The organism is Chryseobacterium sp. GW823-FHT05E08, from assembly GCF_058795655.1.
The window spans coordinates 700,170-718,394 of the sequence record NZ_JBXAHY010000002.1 but is presented as its reverse complement, the minus strand read 5'-3'; the positions used below and the strand labels follow the sequence as shown (position 1 = coordinate 718,394).

The window sequence follows — 18,225 nt, the reverse complement described above, 5'->3', positions numbered from 1 at the left end:
TTAATTTAATATTATTTTAATAAAAATTTTTGTTCATTTTGAGAACACCTGACGAATGTCATCTATAAAAAAAATATTTCAACAAATTCTACCGATTTTCACTATTGAAAATGTCGAATCTGTTGAAATATATGGCTTTGTCTTAAATTTGATCAATCTGAGACAATATAATTTTTCCCTTTAAATTGAATTAATTTTCATTTTTTAAAATCGATCTTAACAGATAATTCACCTCATCGACATTTATTACGTTATCTTTTCTCATCATAAGGTGATTTCCATCTTTGCTTACTTTCTCCTTCAGTTGGGCTTCTGCAGGATTTGAAGTCAGGTAGCTAATAATGTTTTTAAACTTGCTTGTCTGGTAGAATTTGTCTTGAGGGTTAGCCGGGAAGTACCCTAAAAACACCCCATTTTTCATTACAATCTTCTCAAAACCGATGTCTGAGGCAAGCCATTTTAGAGCAACACTCTTTAATAAATTAACTGCTTCATTAGGTAAATTTCCAAAACGGTCGATTAATTCTGTTTCAAATTTTTGTAAATCTGCCTCATTTCCAATTTCCGCAAGCTTCTGATAAAGTAGTAATCGTTCTTCAGTATTAGAGATATAAAAGTCTGGAAGCATTAATTCCAAATCGGTATCAATGTTGACATCTTTTACAGATTTAAAGAGTTTATTTCGATCTTCTTCATTATCAAATAAATCCTCAAAATCTTTATCATCCTTAAGTTCTTCCAGAGCTTCCTGCATTAATTTTTGGTAGGTTTCAAAGCCCATTTCATTGATAAATCCACTTTGTTCAGCTCCTAACAAATCTCCTGCACCACGAATTTCCAAATCCTTCATCGCAATCTGGAAACCACTTCCAAGGTCTGAAAACTGCTCAATCGCTTCCAGACGTTTTCTAGCGTCTGCCGTCATCATGTCGTAAGGCGGAGTAATTAAGTAACAAAAAGCCTTTCTGTTGCTTCGTCCTACCCTACCTCTCATCTGGTGAAGATCTGCCATCCCGAATCGCTGAGCATCATTAATAAAAATAGTATTTGCATTCGGAACGTCTACTCCACTTTCAACAATTGTTGTGGAAACCAAAACATCATACTTTCCTTCCATGAAATCAAGAACGTTCTTTTCAAGTTGTTTTCCTTCCATTTGACCATGACCGGTAATTACTCTTGCATCAGGAACCAATCTCTGGATTAATCCTGCAATATCTTTAAGGTTTTCAATTCTGTTATTAATAAAATAAACCTGTCCGTCTCTTTGCAACTCGTAAGAAACCGCATCACGAATTATTTCTTCATTAAAACCAACAAGCTGTGTATCTACAGGCTGTCTGTTTGGCGGTGGTGTTTTAATTACTGATAAATCTCGCGCTGCCATTAATGAAAACTGTAATGTTCTCGGAATTGGGGTTGCTGTTAATGTTAACGTATCAACATTGCTTTTTAAAGTCTTCAATTTATCTTTTACCGAAACTCCGAATTTATGTTCTTCATCAATAATTAATAAACCTAAATCTTTAAACTTAACACTTGCGCTTGCCAATTGGTGTGTTCCTATAATAATATCAACTTTTCCTTTCTTTAAAGCGTCCAATGTTTCCGATTTTTGTTTTGCCGTTCTGAAACGATTGACATAGTCTACATTTACCGGAAAATCTTTTAATCTTTCTTTAAAACTTCTATAATGTTGAAAGGCCAAAATCGTGGTCGGAACCAAAATAGCAACCTGCTTTCCATCTGTCGCCGCTTTGAAAGCAGCACGAACCGCAACTTCCGTTTTACCGAAACCTACATCTCCGCAGACTAATCTGTCCATTACAGTATCGGCTTCCATGTCTTTTTTTACATCAATGGTTGCTTTTTCCTGATCGGGAGTATCTTCATAAATAAAACTTGCTTCCAACTCATTTTGAAGGTAAGAATCTGGCGTAAAAGCGAAACCTTTTGCCGTTTTTCTTTCAGCATATAATCTGATAAGGTCAAAAGCGATCTGTTTTACTTTGGCTTTTGTTTTTTGTTTTAAAGATTTCCAGGCTGGCGATCCCAACTTACTTAGAACAACTTCTTTCCCGTCCGGTCCGTTGAATTTTGAAATCTTATGAAGTGAATGAATACTTACATATAATAAGTCTCCATTTTTATAAGTCAGTTTAAAACATTCTTGAATTTTACCATCATTATTCACTTTTACCAATCCCATGAATTTTCCGATTCCGTGGTCGATGTGAGCGATATAATCTCCAATTTTTAGAGACATTAGATCTTTTAAGGTAAGCTGTTCAGATTTTGCGAAGTTGTTTTTCGCTTTATATCTTTGGTAACGGTCGAATATCTGGTGATCTGTGTAGACCAAAAGTTTATGATCATTATCTACAAAACCTTCATGAAGTTCAGATTTAAAACTTTTAAAAGGAACTTCATGCTCCAGTTCTTCAAAAATAGATTCTAATCTTTCTTTTTGCTTTTCTGTGGAAAAAGAAATCCAGGTTTCAAAACCTTCTGATTGCTTTTCTTCTAAATCTTCAATTAATAATTCAAAGTTTTTATGAAAAGTTGGTTGTGAAGTCTGCTCAATTTTAACCTCAGAAATATCTTTTAATCCTTCAATAGAAACACTGCTGAAATCAATTGTTTTAAATTTTTTATAATCAAATAAAAATTCCTGATCAGAAATAAATAATTCCTGCGGCGATCTATGAGCAATATCTTTACTTAATGTTTCAAATTTCTCCAGAGACTTTTCGTAGAATGATTTAATTCTCTGAAGTCCTACAACCCCATTTTTAGAAACAACAAAACTCTCTTTCGGCAATAATTGAAGCAAAGAAACTCTGGTTCCTGACACCGAAAAGTTCATATTGGAAACCAATTGAAGCTCTTTTACCTTCTCAATGGAAAGCTGGGTTTCAATATCAAATGTTTTTATGCTTTCAACCTCATTTCCGAAGAAAGTTACACGATAAGGTTTTTCGTAGGAATAAGAAAAAACATCTACAATCCCTCCTCTCACAGAAAATTCTCCCGGTTCGGAAACAAAATCTGTTTGTTGGAAATTGTAATGCGTAAGCAATTCATCCACAAAATCGAAGTCAAGCTGGTCGCCCACTTTGATCTGATGAGAAATGGCTTTAAAATCTTCTTTCTTTAAAACCTTTTCCGATAAAGCTCCGGAATAAGCAACAATAACTTTCGAAGATCTGCCCGAATTTATTTTATTTAAAACTTCAGTTCTTAAAACCAAATTGGCATTCTGCGTTTTTTCAACCTGATAAGGCTCAAGGTGAGTTGCAGGAAAATACAAAACCTTCTCTTTTCCCAAAAGATCTTCCAATTCTGTATTGATGTACAGGGCATCTTCTTTATCATCAACTATATAAAGAATGGTATGTTTTTGTGTTAAGAAAAGCTCCGCAACAAAAATAGAGGTCGAAGATCCGGCACTTCCTCTTACAGAAATGTGTTGATTATTTTCCAGTTGACTAAAAATTTCTTTTCCAAATTCCTTTTTCAGTAAATCCGGAAGAAACTTTTCGTTGATTGTTTTTAACTGCATAAATAGTAATGGTGTAAAACGACAAAAGCGATTTCGGGAGTTTTCCGAAACCGTTTAAGACAACACAAATATAAGGATATTTTTTTTCTTTAAAATCAACATTATGAATTACATAAAATTTAAAAACAATCAATGAAAAACCCTTAAATCACAATAATTCCCAAAACATTTTAATTAAAAGTTAAACCACGAAAAAGCCCTACCCACGGCATAATGTTTGGAGCTTACCCCACCTAACATTTAAAAGAAATATGATGCAGAAAACAATTAAGACTTTAGGAATTTTTATGCTGGTTATTTTTACAGCAATCTCTTTTTCATCTTGTAGTAATGACGAGGAAGATCTAATAAAAGACGATGCTTTTGCCGGAATCTACAAAGGAAGTGTCTCATATAAAGATGCAGATAAAGACATTACTACAACCGAAGGAAGTATCTTTGTAACTAAAGTAGTAAGTGACAAAAAATACAACTTCGCCTTCTCTAATGACATTCCTGCCCTTAACGAAATTGATGTTGAAAAAACTGGAGATAAAACTCTTGTAATGGTAGGTTCAAATGCAACAGCTTACGTAAGAGTTGAAAATAACGAGATAAAAATTGCATATACAAAAGATGGCAAAACATGGACTGCCAATTGCAAAAGATAATTTAATTATTTAAACCTATAATAAAGCCTGCTTTCGGAAAATGAAAGCAGGCTTTTTTATTTATATATAATTTAAGTGATAGCCAATCTCTGAAAAAGATAAAAGCGATTTCGGAAGTTTTTCCGTAACCATTTATAAAAAAACAGATATAACGATATTTTTTCTATCATAAAAAATTTGCGGATTACTCAAAATTTAAAATAAATAAGCTAAAAATCATTAAATCTTAATTTTTTACTAAAAATTCTAATTAAAAGTTAAAACAATTCTATTATTTCTACACGGCACAGAATTTGGCTAATCTACCTTACAAAACTCTTAAAGAAATAATATTATGAAAAAAGCAATTAAAATTTTAGGTATCTTTATGTTGGTACTTGTCACGGCAATGTCATTCTCATCTTGTAGTGATGATGACGATCCAACTAACAATGACTTCTTCGCAGGAACTTATAAAGGAACTGTTTCTTACAAAGACGGAAGTACGGACATTAATACAGATAACGGTAGCGTATTTGTAACAAAAATCGCAAGTGGAACAAAGTATAACTTCGCGTTTTCGAACAGTATTCCTGATCTTAACGGGATCGAATTTAATCAGGAAGGTGATCATACATTAGTAATGATAGGATCAAATGGAACTTCTTACATAAGAATTGATAATAATGAATTGAAAATCCTATACATCAAGGATGGTAAAACCTGGACAGCCAACTGTACTCGTTAAACCAACTTTTCATACATATGTTAGGACCTGCTTTCGGAAAACGGAAGCAGGTTTTGTTTTTTAATTAATGTACAATCTCTGTTCTTTAATATTTTTTTAAGCTGTAATAAACTTTAGTTAAGTTTCTAAAAGTGAGTTTCTCAGTCCGATTTTTGCATAACTTTGATTCAAGAAAAACAAACAATACAAATTCTTATGAAAAAATTAATCACAGCAATGTCAATAGTATTAGGACTAGGATTTGCTACTGCTCAACAAACTGCTCCCGCAACAGCTACCAAAGCTACTCATCAGGTAACAAAAACGGCTAAAACGGTAGATACTAAAGCTGCAAAAGTAGCAGATACTAAAACAGCAAAGCCTGCAGCCACCTCAACAACAGCTGTTAAAATGAAAAAAGACGGAACTCCTGACAAGAGATATAAAGACAATCAACATCTGAAAAAAGATGGTACCCCAGACAAAAGGTATAAAGCAAACAAATAAACTCAACTTATAGTTGTTATTTTCATAATCAAATTTCGAAGAACCGATGATACTCATTCATCGGTTTTTTTATTTCATATTTCATTAAAATAGCATCAAATTATTTAGTTATTTATAAATTTGAACCATGTTAAACTTCCTAAAGAAAAATATAGCACTGTCTTGGGCAAAAAAGCACGTCCGAAAGGCTGGAGAATTCAAGAAAAATGCAGAAAAGAACCAAGAAGATTTGCTTTTATCTTTAATAGAAACAGCCAAAAAGACGCTGTTTGGAAGAGAGCATGATTTTGAAAACATCCATTCTACTCAAGAATTTCAGGAAAGAGTTTCCGTTGCAGATTATGAAGATCTTAAACCTTACATCGAAAGAGTAAAAAAAGGTCAGGCCAATATTTTATGGACAGAAACTCCGGAATATTTTGCAAAAACTTCGGGAACAACTTCTGGCTCGAAATATATTCCGATTTCTAAAGAAGGAATGCCTTTTCAGATTGCAGGAGCTCAAAGCGCGTTATTCCATTATATTGCTCAGAAAAACAGTGCCGATTTTGTAAAAGGAAAAATGATCTTTCTACAGGGAAGCCCTGAATTGGAAGAAGTTTTCGGAATAAAAACAGGACGACTTTCAGGAATTGTGGCTCATCACATTCCAAATTATCTTCAAAAAAACCGCTTACCGAGTTTAGAAACCAATATGATTGAAGATTGGGAAACCAAAGTCGATAAAATTGTTGAGGAAACAGAAAAAGAAAACATGACTTTGATTTCAGGAATTCCACCTTGGTTGATCATGTATTTTGAAAAATTAACTGAAAGAAACGGCAAAAAGATCAAACAACTTTTCCCAAACCTTCAACTTATCGTTACAGGCGGAGTTAATTATGAGCCTTACCGAGATAAAATGGAAGAATTATTGGGTGGAAAAGTTGATATTATTCAAACATTTCCGGCTTCGGAGGGATTTTTTGCATTTCAGGACGATTATACAAAAGAAGGATTGTTACTTTTAACCAATCATGGAATTTTCTATGAATTTATTCCTTTGGAAGAATACGGAAAACCTAACGCGAAAAGATTAACCTTAAAAGAAGTTGAGCTTAATAAAGATTACGCTTTAATTTTAACGACAAATTCAGGTTTGTGGGCGTATTCGATTGGTGATGTTGTGAGATTTATCGATAAAAATCCGCACCGAATTTTGGTGAGCGGAAGAACGAAACATTTCACCTCAGCTTTCGGAGAACATGTGATTGCTTTTGAAGTTGAAGAAGCTATGAAGGCAACTGTAGAAAAATATCCTGCTCAGATTACAGAATTCCATCTTGCTCCACAGGTGAATCCTGCAGAAGGACTTCCTTATCACGAATGGTTTATAGAATTTGAAAAAGAGCCGGAAAATTTAGATTTATTTAAAAATGAACTTGATGAGCAGCTCAGAAAACGCAATACTTATTATGATGATTTGATTTCAGGAAATATTCTCCAAAAACTACATATTAGCAGATTAAAAAAGAATGCTTTTCATGAATATGCTAAATCTCAGGGAAAATTGGGTGGTCAAAACAAAACTCCAAGACTGGCAAATGACAGAAAAATCGCAGATTTATTAGAAATCTATAAATTTTAAACACATTTTTTTGATTCCGGAAACATATATTCGAAAAAAATTATAAATTTGGAAAACTAAAAAATTAGAATGAAAGCATCTGTACTTTTAAAATCATCTTTGTTAACGTCTTTATTTGTAATTTCTTCTTGTGCAACTACAAAGTACTCAGAAGACATTTCTAAGAATAATTATTCTAACCTTGAAGCAGGAAAAATGTATGTGGTTAAAATGAAAGACGGTTCTAAAAATCAAAAAATGTTGTTCCGTAATGTAGATGGTGACAACCTTATTGGTACAGCTGGAAAAAAAGACAGCGCAGAAGTTATCATTCCAAAATCTAATGTAGCTTCAGTAAGAGACAGCAGAAAAGCAAGAATTACTGCAGGAGCTGTAGTGATTGGTGCAGCAGGTGTTGCGGCATTAGTTTTAAGTTCTTCAAGAGCTGACTAAAATAGATTTTATCTTTCAGCTTCTATTTGATTTATCATTTAAAAAATCATAATATCACTAGCCTTAAATGAATATTTAGGGCTATTTTTGTGAATGATTTCGTTTACCCCGCTGAAAACATTGCAAAATGTTGAATTCAGAAATCTTCTTACCGGAAGATTTTTTATCGTTTTAGCCTTTAGAATGCTCGCTACTTTATTGGGATGGTGGGTGTATCAATTAACAAAAGATCCTTTTTCGATTGGTTTGATCGGTCTTTCGGAAGTAATTCCGGCCGTAAGCTGTGCTTTGTACGCCGGTCATGTTATTGATATGAATGAAAAAAAGAGGCTTTTACTCATTTGTAATTATGCTTATGTTTTTCTGATCGGATTATTGCTGATTCCGGCTTTCCTTAATGTGCAAATGCATTTCACAGGACATCAGATCACCTATTTTATTTACGTTGTTATTTTCTTTACGGGGATCGCAAGAGCTTTTATCGGACCAATTGTTCCTTCTATGATTCCGACTATTGTTAAAAAAGAGAATCTTCCCAATGCTGTTACTTTAAATCAGGCAACCTTCCTGATCTCATCGGTTTGCGGGCATGCAGTCGGAGGATTTCTTATTGGTTATTTTGATGTAAAATGGACATTGGTTGTTATTATTTCATTAATAATTTTCGCTTCAGTATTTTTCTGGCAATTAAAAAAACAATATTCTGAACATAAAAAAGAAGATGTAAATGTTGTTGAAAGTATGCGTGAAGGAATTTCTTATATATTTAAAACTAAAGAAATATTAGGCGCTTTATGCCTTGATATGTTTGCCGTTCTTTTCGGAGGTGCAGTCGCTATGATTCCTGTATTTGCAACTGATATTCTGAAAGTTGGTGCCGAAGGTTTCGGATTATTAAATGCCGCTTCCGATATTGGTTCGATGTGTATTATAACAATTCTATCAATTATTCCGTTAAGGAAGAATCAAGGAAAGGTTTTACTTGCTGTTGTAACAGGTTTTGGATTGTGTATCATCGGTTTCGGATTATCACATATTTACTGGCTTTCGTTTATGTTTTTGGTATTAAGCGGAATGCTTGACGGAATTTCAGTCGTGATTAGAGGAACAATTGTTCAGCTGAAAACGCCAGACCACATTAGAGGACGAGTTTTAAGCGTGAATTCTATTTTCATCATGTCGAGCAACGAAATGGGACAGTTTGAAAGTGGAGTTATGGCAAAATTACTAGGAGTAGTGCGCTCCGTAGTCTTTGGAGGAACAATGACCGTACTTGTAGCTCTTTTAGTAGCAAGTACGAATCCTAAGTTAAGAAAAATGCAATATTAAAGCCTTTTGCTTCAATTTATTAAATAAATGATAAAAACTTCAATTCAACGTTAATAATTTTTTATATTTGCCTTATAAAATTTCCCCTTTATGAAAAAATTTCTACTCATTTTTCTGATACCTTTATGTCAGATATTTTATGCACAAGAAGATTGTGCTACAGCTTTAGCTGTTTGTGGAAACTCAGGGTTTTCCTACACACCTTCCGGATTCGGAACACAGGAGCTTCCAGACGGGAACTGTGGTATTTATGTAGAAAAATACTCTGTTTGGTATAAATTTACAATTGCCACAGCAGGAACTTTAACTTTTGTAATTACCCCTTTAACAACAGCAGCAACAGATTATGACTTTTACGTTTGGGGACCAAATGTAAATTGTGCTACTAAAGGAAACACTATTAGATGCTCGACACCCTACACAAGCGGGGCTACAGGTCTTAATATGACTTCAACAGATTTATATGATGGCGCCGGAACATCCGGTAACGGAGACGAATGGGTAAAATACATGGATGTTTTACCGGGTCAGACATATTATCTTTTAGTAAATAACTATTCGGCAAATACTAACGGATTTTCTTTAACTTGGGGTGGAACAGCTACTTTGGCTTCTCCATTTAATGATCCTGCGCTTACTCCAAACCCATTTATAGCGCCTGGAACGCCTAACGCAAACCCAGCAAATCCAAATGAGGTAATTGTTTGTACAAGTCCTGCAGTTTTTGATTTCAGTACTTTATCAGCGGGTATTGTTAATAACAATCCAAACTTTACAGTAACTTATCATACATCTCAAAATGATGCATTGTCTGGAGCTAGCCCAATTGTAACGCCAATTACGGTTAATACAACCACGACGTACTATTACAGCATCCATTATACGGATCCTACAAACCCGGCTAACCCGATTAACTCCTGTAGGCAAATAGGTACTTTTAAATTTAAACTCGGAAATATTACCGCTAATGATGTTACAATGAATGCTTGTAACAACAATAATTCAGGTATTGCAACATATGATCTTACTTCTACAGCGTTAGCTGTATTGAATGATCCTACTGCAATTCAGAAGTATTATCCTACAATGGCTGATCTTAATGCAGGAACTAATGAAATCACAAACCCTGCGAACTATGCATCTTCAACAGGTGTAGTTTATGTAAAAGTAACAACTCCTCAGGGTTGTGCCGATACTGCTATAATCACATTGAACTTCTTCCCGGTTGTCGTTGTAAATGATGCAACATTAAGAGCTTGTTTTATTGAAGGTAATCCTTCAACAGGTTTATTTAATCTTACAAACGCTTCGGTTACAACACAGGGAGGTATAACTAAAAAATACTATCCATCTTTAACAGATGCAATAAACGGTACCAATGAAATTAACCCTACTGCGGCAGCGGCATATACTGCTCCAAATGGTGTAATTTACATTAAGGTAACCAACGGAAACAACTGTTATGCTGTAGCTAAAGTGACTCTAATTGTAATTCCTCCAGTTTATTCTACGGTGTTAAAAGATAAGATCATTTGCATGGAAGACAAGACTACGCTAGATGCAGGTCCTGGATTCAATGCATACGAATGGAGCACGGGAGCAACTACTCAATCTATCAGCAATGTAGGGGTTGGAACTTATTGGGTGAAATTGAAAACAGGAGACTGTACAGCAATTCAAACGGTTAAAATTTATCCTTCTGAGCAACCTGTAATCTCTACAATTGATATTTCAACTACTACTGTTACAGTGTATGTTGTAGCTGGAACTGCTCCATATAAATATTCAATGGACAATATCAACTGGCAGGATTCTAACGTTTTCACCAATGTACCAAGAGGTAACAATACGGTATATGTAAAAGATTCTTACGATTGTGAGCCTATTCATGTTGAAATTGTTGTTCCAAATCTTATCAACGTGATCACTCCAAACGGAGATGGTGTAAATGATGTGATTGATTATTCTGCATTGGCAAATAAGCAAAATCTTATATTCAACATTTTTGACAGATATGGAACTAAAATCTTCCAGGCTGACAAAACTAATGGCTATAAATGGGACGGTACTACCAATGGTGGTAAAAAAGTTCCTACAGGAAATTACTGGTACTCTGTGACGTGGAATGAGAATGATAAAAAAAGTACTCCTTTCAAATACACAGGATGGGTAATGGTTAAAAACAGAGAATAATTAATAATATATTAAGAAAAACCGCTTTTTCAAGCGGTTTTTTTTACTTCACGAATACTATATTCATATTTTGTTAATATTTTCGTTATTTTTGTTTCATAAAAAGTCAGTTAAAAATGAAAAAATACCTACTTCTTTTAATCTTATTTTTTTCGCAGCTATATTTCTCACAATCGGATTGTATTTCAGCGATCCCGGTATGTGGAAATTCTGATCTATCCTATACTTCTTTAGGTCATGGTGACGTTACGGAAGATCTTATGGGATGTCTTGCATCGGATGAGAACCACTCAGTTTGGTACACATTCACAATTGCAACTTCCGGAACTCTAACTTTCATGATCACGCCAAACGTTTATGCAACGGATTATGATTTTGGTGTATATGGCCCGAATCAGACTTGTGGCGCATTAAGTCCTCCGATCAGATGTAACTACGATGGTACAGATGGTCCTACAGGATTAAGCTTAACAATTACACACCCTACTGTAACAGGTAGATTGAGCGGTTTTATGAACGTAGTTGCAGGCGAAACTTATTATCTTGTAGTAGATAACTGGGATGGTAGCACAAATGGATTCTCTTTAACATGGGGAGGAACTGCTACTCTAACTTCTGCATTTACAGACCCTGCATTAACGCCAAATCCTTTTGTACCGCCAGGTGTAGCTGGTCCAACTCCAGATGCTCCACGTGAAATCTTGAGATGTGCGCTACCTACTACATTTGATTTTAGTACTTTAACTAATGCTATTCTAAACGGTAATCAAAACTTTACAATCACTTATCATACTACAGGTAATGATGCTGTAACAGGTGATAATCCGATCACAGCTCCAATTACGGTAAACGCAGGAATAATATATTATTACAGAATAAAATATACGGATCCCGCGAACCCCACGAACCCTATTAACGGATGTTTCCAAACAGGAACCTTCAAGTTTGTCCAGGGAAATATTACCGCCCGGGATGCCACAATATATGCCTGTAACAATAATAATGTAGGTACGGGATTATTTAATCTAACAACAGCAGATGTTTATTCAGGTAACGTTACAAAAAAATATTACCCTACGATGGCGGATCTGAATGCTGGAACTAATGAAATTACAAACCCTGCAAACTATACTTCAGCAGAGAAAAAAGTATTTGTAAAAGTAACAACAACAGACGGATGTTCTGATACTGCTGAGATCACATTAAAATTCTATCCTTTAGTAATAGTAACTGAAGCAAGCCTTGAGTCTTGTTATATTGAAACAGCTATCACGACAGCGGTATTTAATTTAACAACGGCAACCGTTTCTACGCTTACAAATCCTCCTAAAAAATTCTACCCGACGTTAGCTAACGCAACAAGTGGAACGAATGAAATAGGAAATCCAACAATTTATATTGCTACAACAGGTTCAGTATATGTAAGAGTTTACAGTGCGGATGGATGTTATTCAATTGCTAAAATCAACCTTAAAGTTTTACCTCCTGTAAAATCAACTGTTCTAAAAGACAAAACAATCTGTCTTGAAGATAAAACAACACTAGATGCAGGCGGAGGATTCGACGGATACGAATGGAGCACAGGAGCAACTACACAATCAATTTCAAATGTAGGAGTTGGTGAATACTGGGTAAAACTGAAAACAGGAAAATGTTATACATTACAAGTAGTACATGTATATGCAACTCAACAGCCTGTTATCTCAAGCATTGATATCACAAACAATACAATTACAGTAAACACAAACGGTGGAACTGCACCTTTCAAATACTCTTTAGACGGTATCACTTGGCAGGATTCTAACGTATTTTCAGATCTTCCGAGAGGAGAAGTAAAAGTATATGTAAAAGATTTCTACGACTGTAACCCTATCGATGTACAGATAACTGTTCCTAATCTTCTTAACGCGATTACGCCAAACGGAGATAACAAAAATGATTTTATAGATTATTCTGCATTATCTTATAAGAAAAATCTACAGTTTATCGTTTACGACAGATACGGAAACAAGCTTTACACAGCCGATAAAACCAGAGATTACAGATGGGATGGTACAGCAAGCGGTAAGAAAATCCTTACAGGAACTTACTGGTACAGTATCTCTTGGAACGAAAATGACAAAAACAATACTCAGACAAAATACAGCGGATGGGTACTTGTAAAAAACAGAGAATAATTTAATTCTTATACATTTAAAAATCACCTCAATTTTGGGGTGATTTTTTTATTAACACAACCCGCCTTTTATTGATGGTATTTTCAAACAAATCAGACGGAAAATGTTAGTTACTATTTTTAAATTATTTTTTAAATAAACTATATCTTTGCAAAATGGCGCAGAAAGAAACATTATCATCTCTTACCCACGGAAACTTCGCGAAAGAGTTGTCAATTGCTGATGGAAAAATGCCTCCTAATGCAGTAGATTTTGAAAGATTGGTTATCGGTACTTTTTTAATTGATAAAAAAGGGCTAGACCATTCCATTGACCTTCTTACTCCTGACGTATTTTACGATCCTAGACATCAGGTTATTTTTACGGCCGTTCTAAAATTATATGAAGGAAACCACCCTGTTGACTTAATGACAGTTATTCAGGAACTTAAAAAGGAAGAAAAACTTCTTTTGGCGGGTGGTGATCATTATATTGTTGATCTTACAATGGGAGTCAGCTCCTCTGCGCATATTGAGTATCATGTTCGTGTTATTCTTGAAAAATATATTTTAAGAAGTTTAATTAATGTTTCTGCCAACGTAATTGATTCGTCATACAAAGAATCTACCGACGTTTTTGAACTTTTAGATAAAGCCGAACAGTCATTCTTTGAAATCACCAATGGAACCATCAAAAAAGGTTTCGACACAGCAAACTCATTAGTAAAACAAGCTATTGAAACCATTAAATCCCTAAAAGACAAAGAAGGAATCTCCGGAGTACCTTCAGGATTTAGAGACATAGATAAAGAAACTGGGGGTTGGCAAAATTCTGACCTTATCATTATTGCTGCCCGTCCCGCGATGGGAAAAACAGCATTCCTACTTTCTATGGCGAGAAATATTGCTGTTGGACATAAAATCCCGATGGTACTTTTCTCTCTGGAGATGGCATCTGTACAGTTGATCACCAGGATGATCGCTTCAGAAACAAGAATTTCATCTGAAAAATTAAGAAAAGGAACGCTGGACGACGAAGAATGGCAAAGACTTTTCTCCAACGTTTCCGAGTTGGAAAATGCTCCTCTTTTTATTGATGAAACTCCTTCCCTTTCGATATTCGATTTCCGTGCAAAATGCCGAAGATTGGTAATGCAGCATGATGTAAAGCTAATCATGGTCGATTATCTCCAGCTGATGACAGCCGGTGGTGGCGGAAAAGGAGGCGGAAACCGTGAACAGGAAATCTCAATGATCTCACGTTCACTAAAAGCGATTGCAAAAGAATTGAATGTACCCGTAATTGCACTTTCACAGCTTTCAAGAAGTGTGGAAACACGCCCCGGAAAAAGACCTCAACTTTCAGATCTAAGGGAATCCGGAGCGATTGAGCAGGATGCGGATATTGTGTCATTTATTTTCAGACCGGAATATTACAAAATTACCGTTTGGGATAACGACGAGGAAGGACAGGAAACGACAACAGAAAATCAGGCCGAGCTTATTATTGCAAAACACAGAAATGGTGCTACAGCAGACGTAAGATTATCTTTCTTAAAGCATTTTGCGAAATTTGGAGATATTGAACACGCAACCGGTGGAGGTTTCCCTTCTGATTTCGGTACACCTGAACCAAGTGGTTTTGATAAAATTAAAACGACCATTCAACCGGGTGCAGCATTTGATTTACCGGATAGTTCTAAACTTTCAGGTTCTTCAATGAATGACTTTGATGATGAAGATGATTTTCCTTTTTAATATTTAAGGTTAATTTTAAATAATAAAATTTAAATATAAACAGATCCTTCGACTCCGCTCAGGATGACAACGCTACAAAATGACAGTTAGTATTAGAGATGTCATTCTGAGCGAAGTCGAAGGATCTCAATTATATAAAGTTTAATAAATCTTTTATCACTTCTTAGTTTAATATTAAGTTTAAACAATTCAATAAAATTTTGAGAATCGAAATATACACAGACGGCGCCTGCAGCGGAAATCCCGGAAAAGGAGGATACGGAATCGTCATGCGCGTACCTGAAAAAAATTATCAGAAAACTTTCTCAAAAGGCTTTCGTAAAACAACCAACAACAGAATGGAACTTCTTGCTGTAATCACAGCATTGGAAAAATTAAAATCTCCTGATAACGACATCCACGTTTTTACAGACAGCAAATATGTATCTGATGCCATCAATCAAAACTGGATCGCAGGCTGGATAAAAAGAGGCTGGAAAAATGTGAAAAATCCGGATCTCTGGAAAAAATTCATTGAACTTTACAATACCCACAAACCTAAAATGCACTGGATTAAAGGGCATGCAGGACATTTTGAAAACGAATTATGTGATAAATTAGCTGTTGCAGCCGCAGCTTCAGGTAATCTTGAGGTTGACACCTACTTCGAATCACTTGAAAACAATTCTCTTTTTTAATTTAATTTTAATGAATCTAAATTTAAGTTAACAACATTAATTATTTCACCATTCAAATTAGTTTTTATTACAAAATAATCATTATTTTCTGTAAGATTAACATTGAATACATATTTATTGATTAGGATTTAATATCTTTACGCGTCTAATTTAAAGTGCGTTACTAAATGATAAGAAAACTACTCGCTTATTCCACTATTGTTTTTTCCAGCTTTTTCGGAAAAGCTTCCGCTCAAACGTATCAGCTCACAGGAAATCCTGTTACCACAACGGGATGGACAATGGTTTCTCCCACACAGGTAAATACTGATTTTATTCAGCTTACCCCGGATACAAATAACCAATCAGGATCTATAAGACTGAACGATCCAATCAACTTGAAATACTGTGATAAATGGAGGGTTGAATTTGATTTCAGAATGGATTCCAACCAAACAGCCAATGGAGATGGTATTGCATTTTGGTACCTGGCAAATCCGCCTGTAGCAAGTGTATTAGGTTCCGGTCTTGGAGTTTCACAAAACGCAGTTGGATTAATTGTAGGATTTGATACCTACAACAATACAACTACAGCCGTAATGAGTAAAGTTCACGTTGCATACGGACAGGTTGCCAATACAACCGACAATAATAACGTAGAATTCTTCAATGTTGCAGGAAGTTCTTTCCACTCCCCGGATCTGAATACTACTTTGCCATTTCAGGGAACAACTTACAAACATGTTGAAGTTACCGCTGAAGTAAATTCCTCCTCTCCTACCGGTTGGACGATCAAGATTACAATTGATGGAACTATCATTTGTAATCAACCTTTTGTTCCTTCAGGCGCAGCAGCTGCAATGACGATCGGATATTTCGGATTTTCCGCTTCAACAGGAGGAAACAGATCAAGACATTCTATTAAAAATGTAAAAATTTATACTGATAAAGTTCCAATTCTACAGCCAACTGTTACTCAATCTTTCTGTCCTAACCCAGCAACAGGATCAGCAACTGTGAATTTGACTTCATATAACAATCAGTTTGTTGCTACTCCAGCTAGCTATACTTTTACTTATTATGTACTAGGAAGTTCAACTCCAATTGCTAACCCGGCAGCATATCAATATAATGCCAATACAACAATAACAGTTGTTGTAAAAGATAACGCAGGAATACTGTGCGATAATGCCGACGGTAAGATACAGTTGTCACTTTCGCCATTCAGTGCAAATAATGTCACACTTACAGAGTGTAACAATAACAATATTGGGTCTGCAACATTCAACCTTACCACAGCGAATGTAACCGGTGTTCTAGGAGTTACCAAAAAGTACTACAAAACAATGGCAGATCTCAACGCTGGAATCAATGAGATCACCAATCCTTCAGCGTATACTTCCGGAGCAGGAGTTGTTTTTGTAAAAGTAACAACCCCACAAGGATGTACTGGCTCAGCACAAATCACACTAGCCTTCCACCCGCTTGTTGTTGTAACTGATGCTACTTTACGCTCTTGTTTTATTGAAACTGCGCCAACAACAGCAGTGTTTAATTTAACAACAGCAAATGTTACAGCTCTTGGCGGTACTACAAAAAAATACTACCTGACATTAGCAGATGCAACAGCAGGAACCAACGAAATTGTAAATCCTACAACATATATTTCGGCTAACGCAACGATATATGTAAAAGTAACAACTACAGCAAACGGCTGTTTCAGTTTTGCTAAAATAAATCTTGTTGTTTTAACTCCAGTTACATCATCAGTTTTAAAAGACAAGATCATATGTATTGATGCTAAAACTACTCTTGATGCAGGAGCCGGTTTTGACGGATACGAATGGAGCACTGGAGCAACAACTCAGACCATCACCAATGTTCCTGTAGGAATTTATTGGGTAAAATTAAAAACTGGAAGCTGTATCACAACTCAAATTGTAAAAGTAAACCCTTCTGCACAGCCTGTAATTTCAAGCATTGATATTAATAACAATACAATCACGGTAAATGTAAACGGAGGAACTCCACCTTACAAATACTCTCTGGACGGAATCACTTGGCAGAACTCAAATTATTTCGAAAACCTTGCAAGAGGAGAAGTAAAAGTTTACGTTAAAGATTTCTACAATTGTGAGCCTATCCAAGTACAGATCACGGTTCCTAATTTGATTAATGCCATTACTCCAAACGGAGATAACATTAATGATTTTATTGATTACTCTGCGCTTGCATACAAAAAAAACCTAGTGTTTACAGTATTCGACAGATATGGAAACAAACTTTTCCAAGCTGATAAAATCAAAAATTACAGATGGGACGGCACAGCTTTCGGCAAGAAAATAGTTACAGCCACTTACTGGTACACTATCTCTTGGAATGAAAACGATAAAAACAATACTCAAACAAAATATTCTGGCTGGGTACTTGTAAAAAATAGAGAATAATATATTTAAAACTCACTCCATAATCGGAGTGAGTTTTTTATGAACTATACGTATACCTATCAAGCCAATCTCAATTTGAGAATTTCATTGTTTGTATTTTTAATCATAATTATGTTTTTGATTATATAAATCAACATTCATTACAATTTCATTAAATTAAATTACATAATTAACATTTTTAGAATATTAAATAATAGAAATTC

12 protein-coding genes are annotated in these 18,225 nt (G+C 35.0%); 11 read left to right on the top strand and 1 reads right to left on the bottom strand.

Annotated features, from left to right (window positions below):
- Nucleotides 1-190 precede the first annotated feature (190 nt).
- A complete protein-coding gene (mfd, locus tag AC1Q7L_RS09245) occupies nucleotides 191-3,562 on the bottom strand; it encodes a transcription-repair coupling factor (protein WP_492305174.1) in 3,372 nt (1,123 codons plus the stop codon).
- A 254-nt stretch (nucleotides 3,563-3,816) separates the two neighbouring features.
- Here mfd and AC1Q7L_RS09240 point away from each other — a divergent pair, with 254 nt between their 5' ends.
- The 11 genes from AC1Q7L_RS09240 (at nucleotide 3,817) to AC1Q7L_RS09190 (ending at nucleotide 18,022) form a co-directional block, all read left to right on the top strand.
- A complete protein-coding gene (locus AC1Q7L_RS09240) occupies nucleotides 3,817-4,212 on the top strand; it encodes a hypothetical protein (protein ID WP_410691452.1) in 396 nt (131 codons plus the stop codon).
- A 334-nt stretch (nucleotides 4,213-4,546) separates the two neighbouring features.
- Nucleotides 4,547-4,939 (top strand): hypothetical protein, encoded by a 393-nt coding sequence (locus AC1Q7L_RS09235; RefSeq protein WP_410691453.1) that lies wholly within the window; start codon nucleotides 4,547-4,549, stop codon nucleotides 4,937-4,939.
- Nucleotides 4,940-5,134: 195 nt separating this feature from the next.
- Nucleotides 5,135-5,425 carry a hypothetical protein gene (locus AC1Q7L_RS09230; RefSeq protein ID WP_492305173.1) on the top strand — a complete coding sequence of 97 codons (291 nt, stop codon included), beginning with the start codon at nucleotides 5,135-5,137 and terminating at the stop codon, nucleotides 5,423-5,425.
- A 127-nt stretch (nucleotides 5,426-5,552) separates the two neighbouring features.
- On the top strand, nucleotides 5,553-7,052 hold the full coding sequence (locus AC1Q7L_RS09225) for a GH3 auxin-responsive promoter family protein (RefSeq protein WP_492305172.1): 1,500 nt from the start codon (nucleotides 5,553-5,555) through the stop codon (nucleotides 7,050-7,052).
- 69 nt (nucleotides 7,053-7,121) lie between these two features.
- Entirely contained in the window at nucleotides 7,122-7,484 is a 363-nt protein-coding gene (locus AC1Q7L_RS09220; protein ID WP_072407159.1) for a hypothetical protein, read from the top strand.
- A 93-nt stretch (nucleotides 7,485-7,577) separates the two neighbouring features.
- Nucleotides 7,578-8,813 carry an MFS transporter gene (locus AC1Q7L_RS09215; protein WP_492305171.1) on the top strand — a complete coding sequence of 412 codons (1,236 nt, stop codon included), beginning with the start codon at nucleotides 7,578-7,580 and terminating at the stop codon, nucleotides 8,811-8,813.
- A 90-nt stretch (nucleotides 8,814-8,903) separates the two neighbouring features.
- Nucleotides 8,904-11,006, top strand: coding sequence for an FIDD domain-containing protein (locus AC1Q7L_RS09210; protein ID WP_492305170.1), 2,103 nt, complete (start codon nucleotides 8,904-8,906; stop codon nucleotides 11,004-11,006).
- A gap of 116 nt (nucleotides 11,007-11,122) precedes the next feature.
- Entirely contained in the window at nucleotides 11,123-13,183 is a 2,061-nt protein-coding gene (locus tag AC1Q7L_RS09205; protein ID WP_492305169.1) for an FIDD domain-containing protein, read from the top strand.
- Nucleotides 13,184-13,338: 155 nt separating this feature from the next.
- Nucleotides 13,339-14,919, top strand: a complete 1,581-nt coding sequence (gene dnaB, locus AC1Q7L_RS09200) for a replicative DNA helicase (RefSeq protein WP_410691460.1) — start codon at nucleotides 13,339-13,341, stop codon at nucleotides 14,917-14,919.
- A gap of 200 nt (nucleotides 14,920-15,119) precedes the next feature.
- Nucleotides 15,120-15,596, top strand: coding sequence for a ribonuclease HI (rnhA, locus tag AC1Q7L_RS09195; protein ID WP_492305168.1), 477 nt, complete (start codon nucleotides 15,120-15,122; stop codon nucleotides 15,594-15,596).
- 167 nt (nucleotides 15,597-15,763) lie between these two features.
- Nucleotides 15,764-18,022, top strand: a complete 2,259-nt coding sequence (locus AC1Q7L_RS09190) for an FIDD domain-containing protein (RefSeq protein ID WP_492305167.1) — start codon at nucleotides 15,764-15,766, stop codon at nucleotides 18,020-18,022.
- The last annotated feature ends 203 nt before the right edge of the window (nucleotides 18,023-18,225 follow it).

Coding starts and splice junctions, on each gene's coding strand:
- AC1Q7L_RS09235 (WP_410691453.1), top strand. CDS start 4,547: ATGAAAAAAGCAATTAAAATTTTAGGTATCTTTATGTTGGTACTTGTC.
- dnaB (WP_410691460.1), top strand. CDS start 13,339: ATGGCGCAGAAAGAAACATTATCATCTCTTACCCACGGAAACTTCGCG.
- AC1Q7L_RS09240 (WP_410691452.1), top strand. CDS start 3,817: ATGCAGAAAACAATTAAGACTTTAGGAATTTTTATGCTGGTTATTTTT.
- AC1Q7L_RS09210 (WP_492305170.1), top strand. CDS start 8,904: ATGAAAAAATTTCTACTCATTTTTCTGATACCTTTATGTCAGATATTT.
- AC1Q7L_RS09225 (WP_492305172.1), top strand. CDS start 5,553: ATGTTAAACTTCCTAAAGAAAAATATAGCACTGTCTTGGGCAAAAAAG.
- mfd (WP_492305174.1), bottom strand. CDS start 3,562: ATGCAGTTAAAAACAATCAACGAAAAGTTTCTTCCGGATTTACTGAAA.
- AC1Q7L_RS09230 (WP_492305173.1), top strand. CDS start 5,135: ATGAAAAAATTAATCACAGCAATGTCAATAGTATTAGGACTAGGATTT.
- AC1Q7L_RS09190 (WP_492305167.1), top strand. CDS start 15,764: ATGATAAGAAAACTACTCGCTTATTCCACTATTGTTTTTTCCAGCTTT.
- AC1Q7L_RS09215 (WP_492305171.1), top strand. CDS start 7,578: ATGATTTCGTTTACCCCGCTGAAAACATTGCAAAATGTTGAATTCAGA.
- AC1Q7L_RS09220 (WP_072407159.1), top strand. CDS start 7,122: ATGAAAGCATCTGTACTTTTAAAATCATCTTTGTTAACGTCTTTATTT.
- AC1Q7L_RS09205 (WP_492305169.1), top strand. CDS start 11,123: ATGAAAAAATACCTACTTCTTTTAATCTTATTTTTTTCGCAGCTATAT.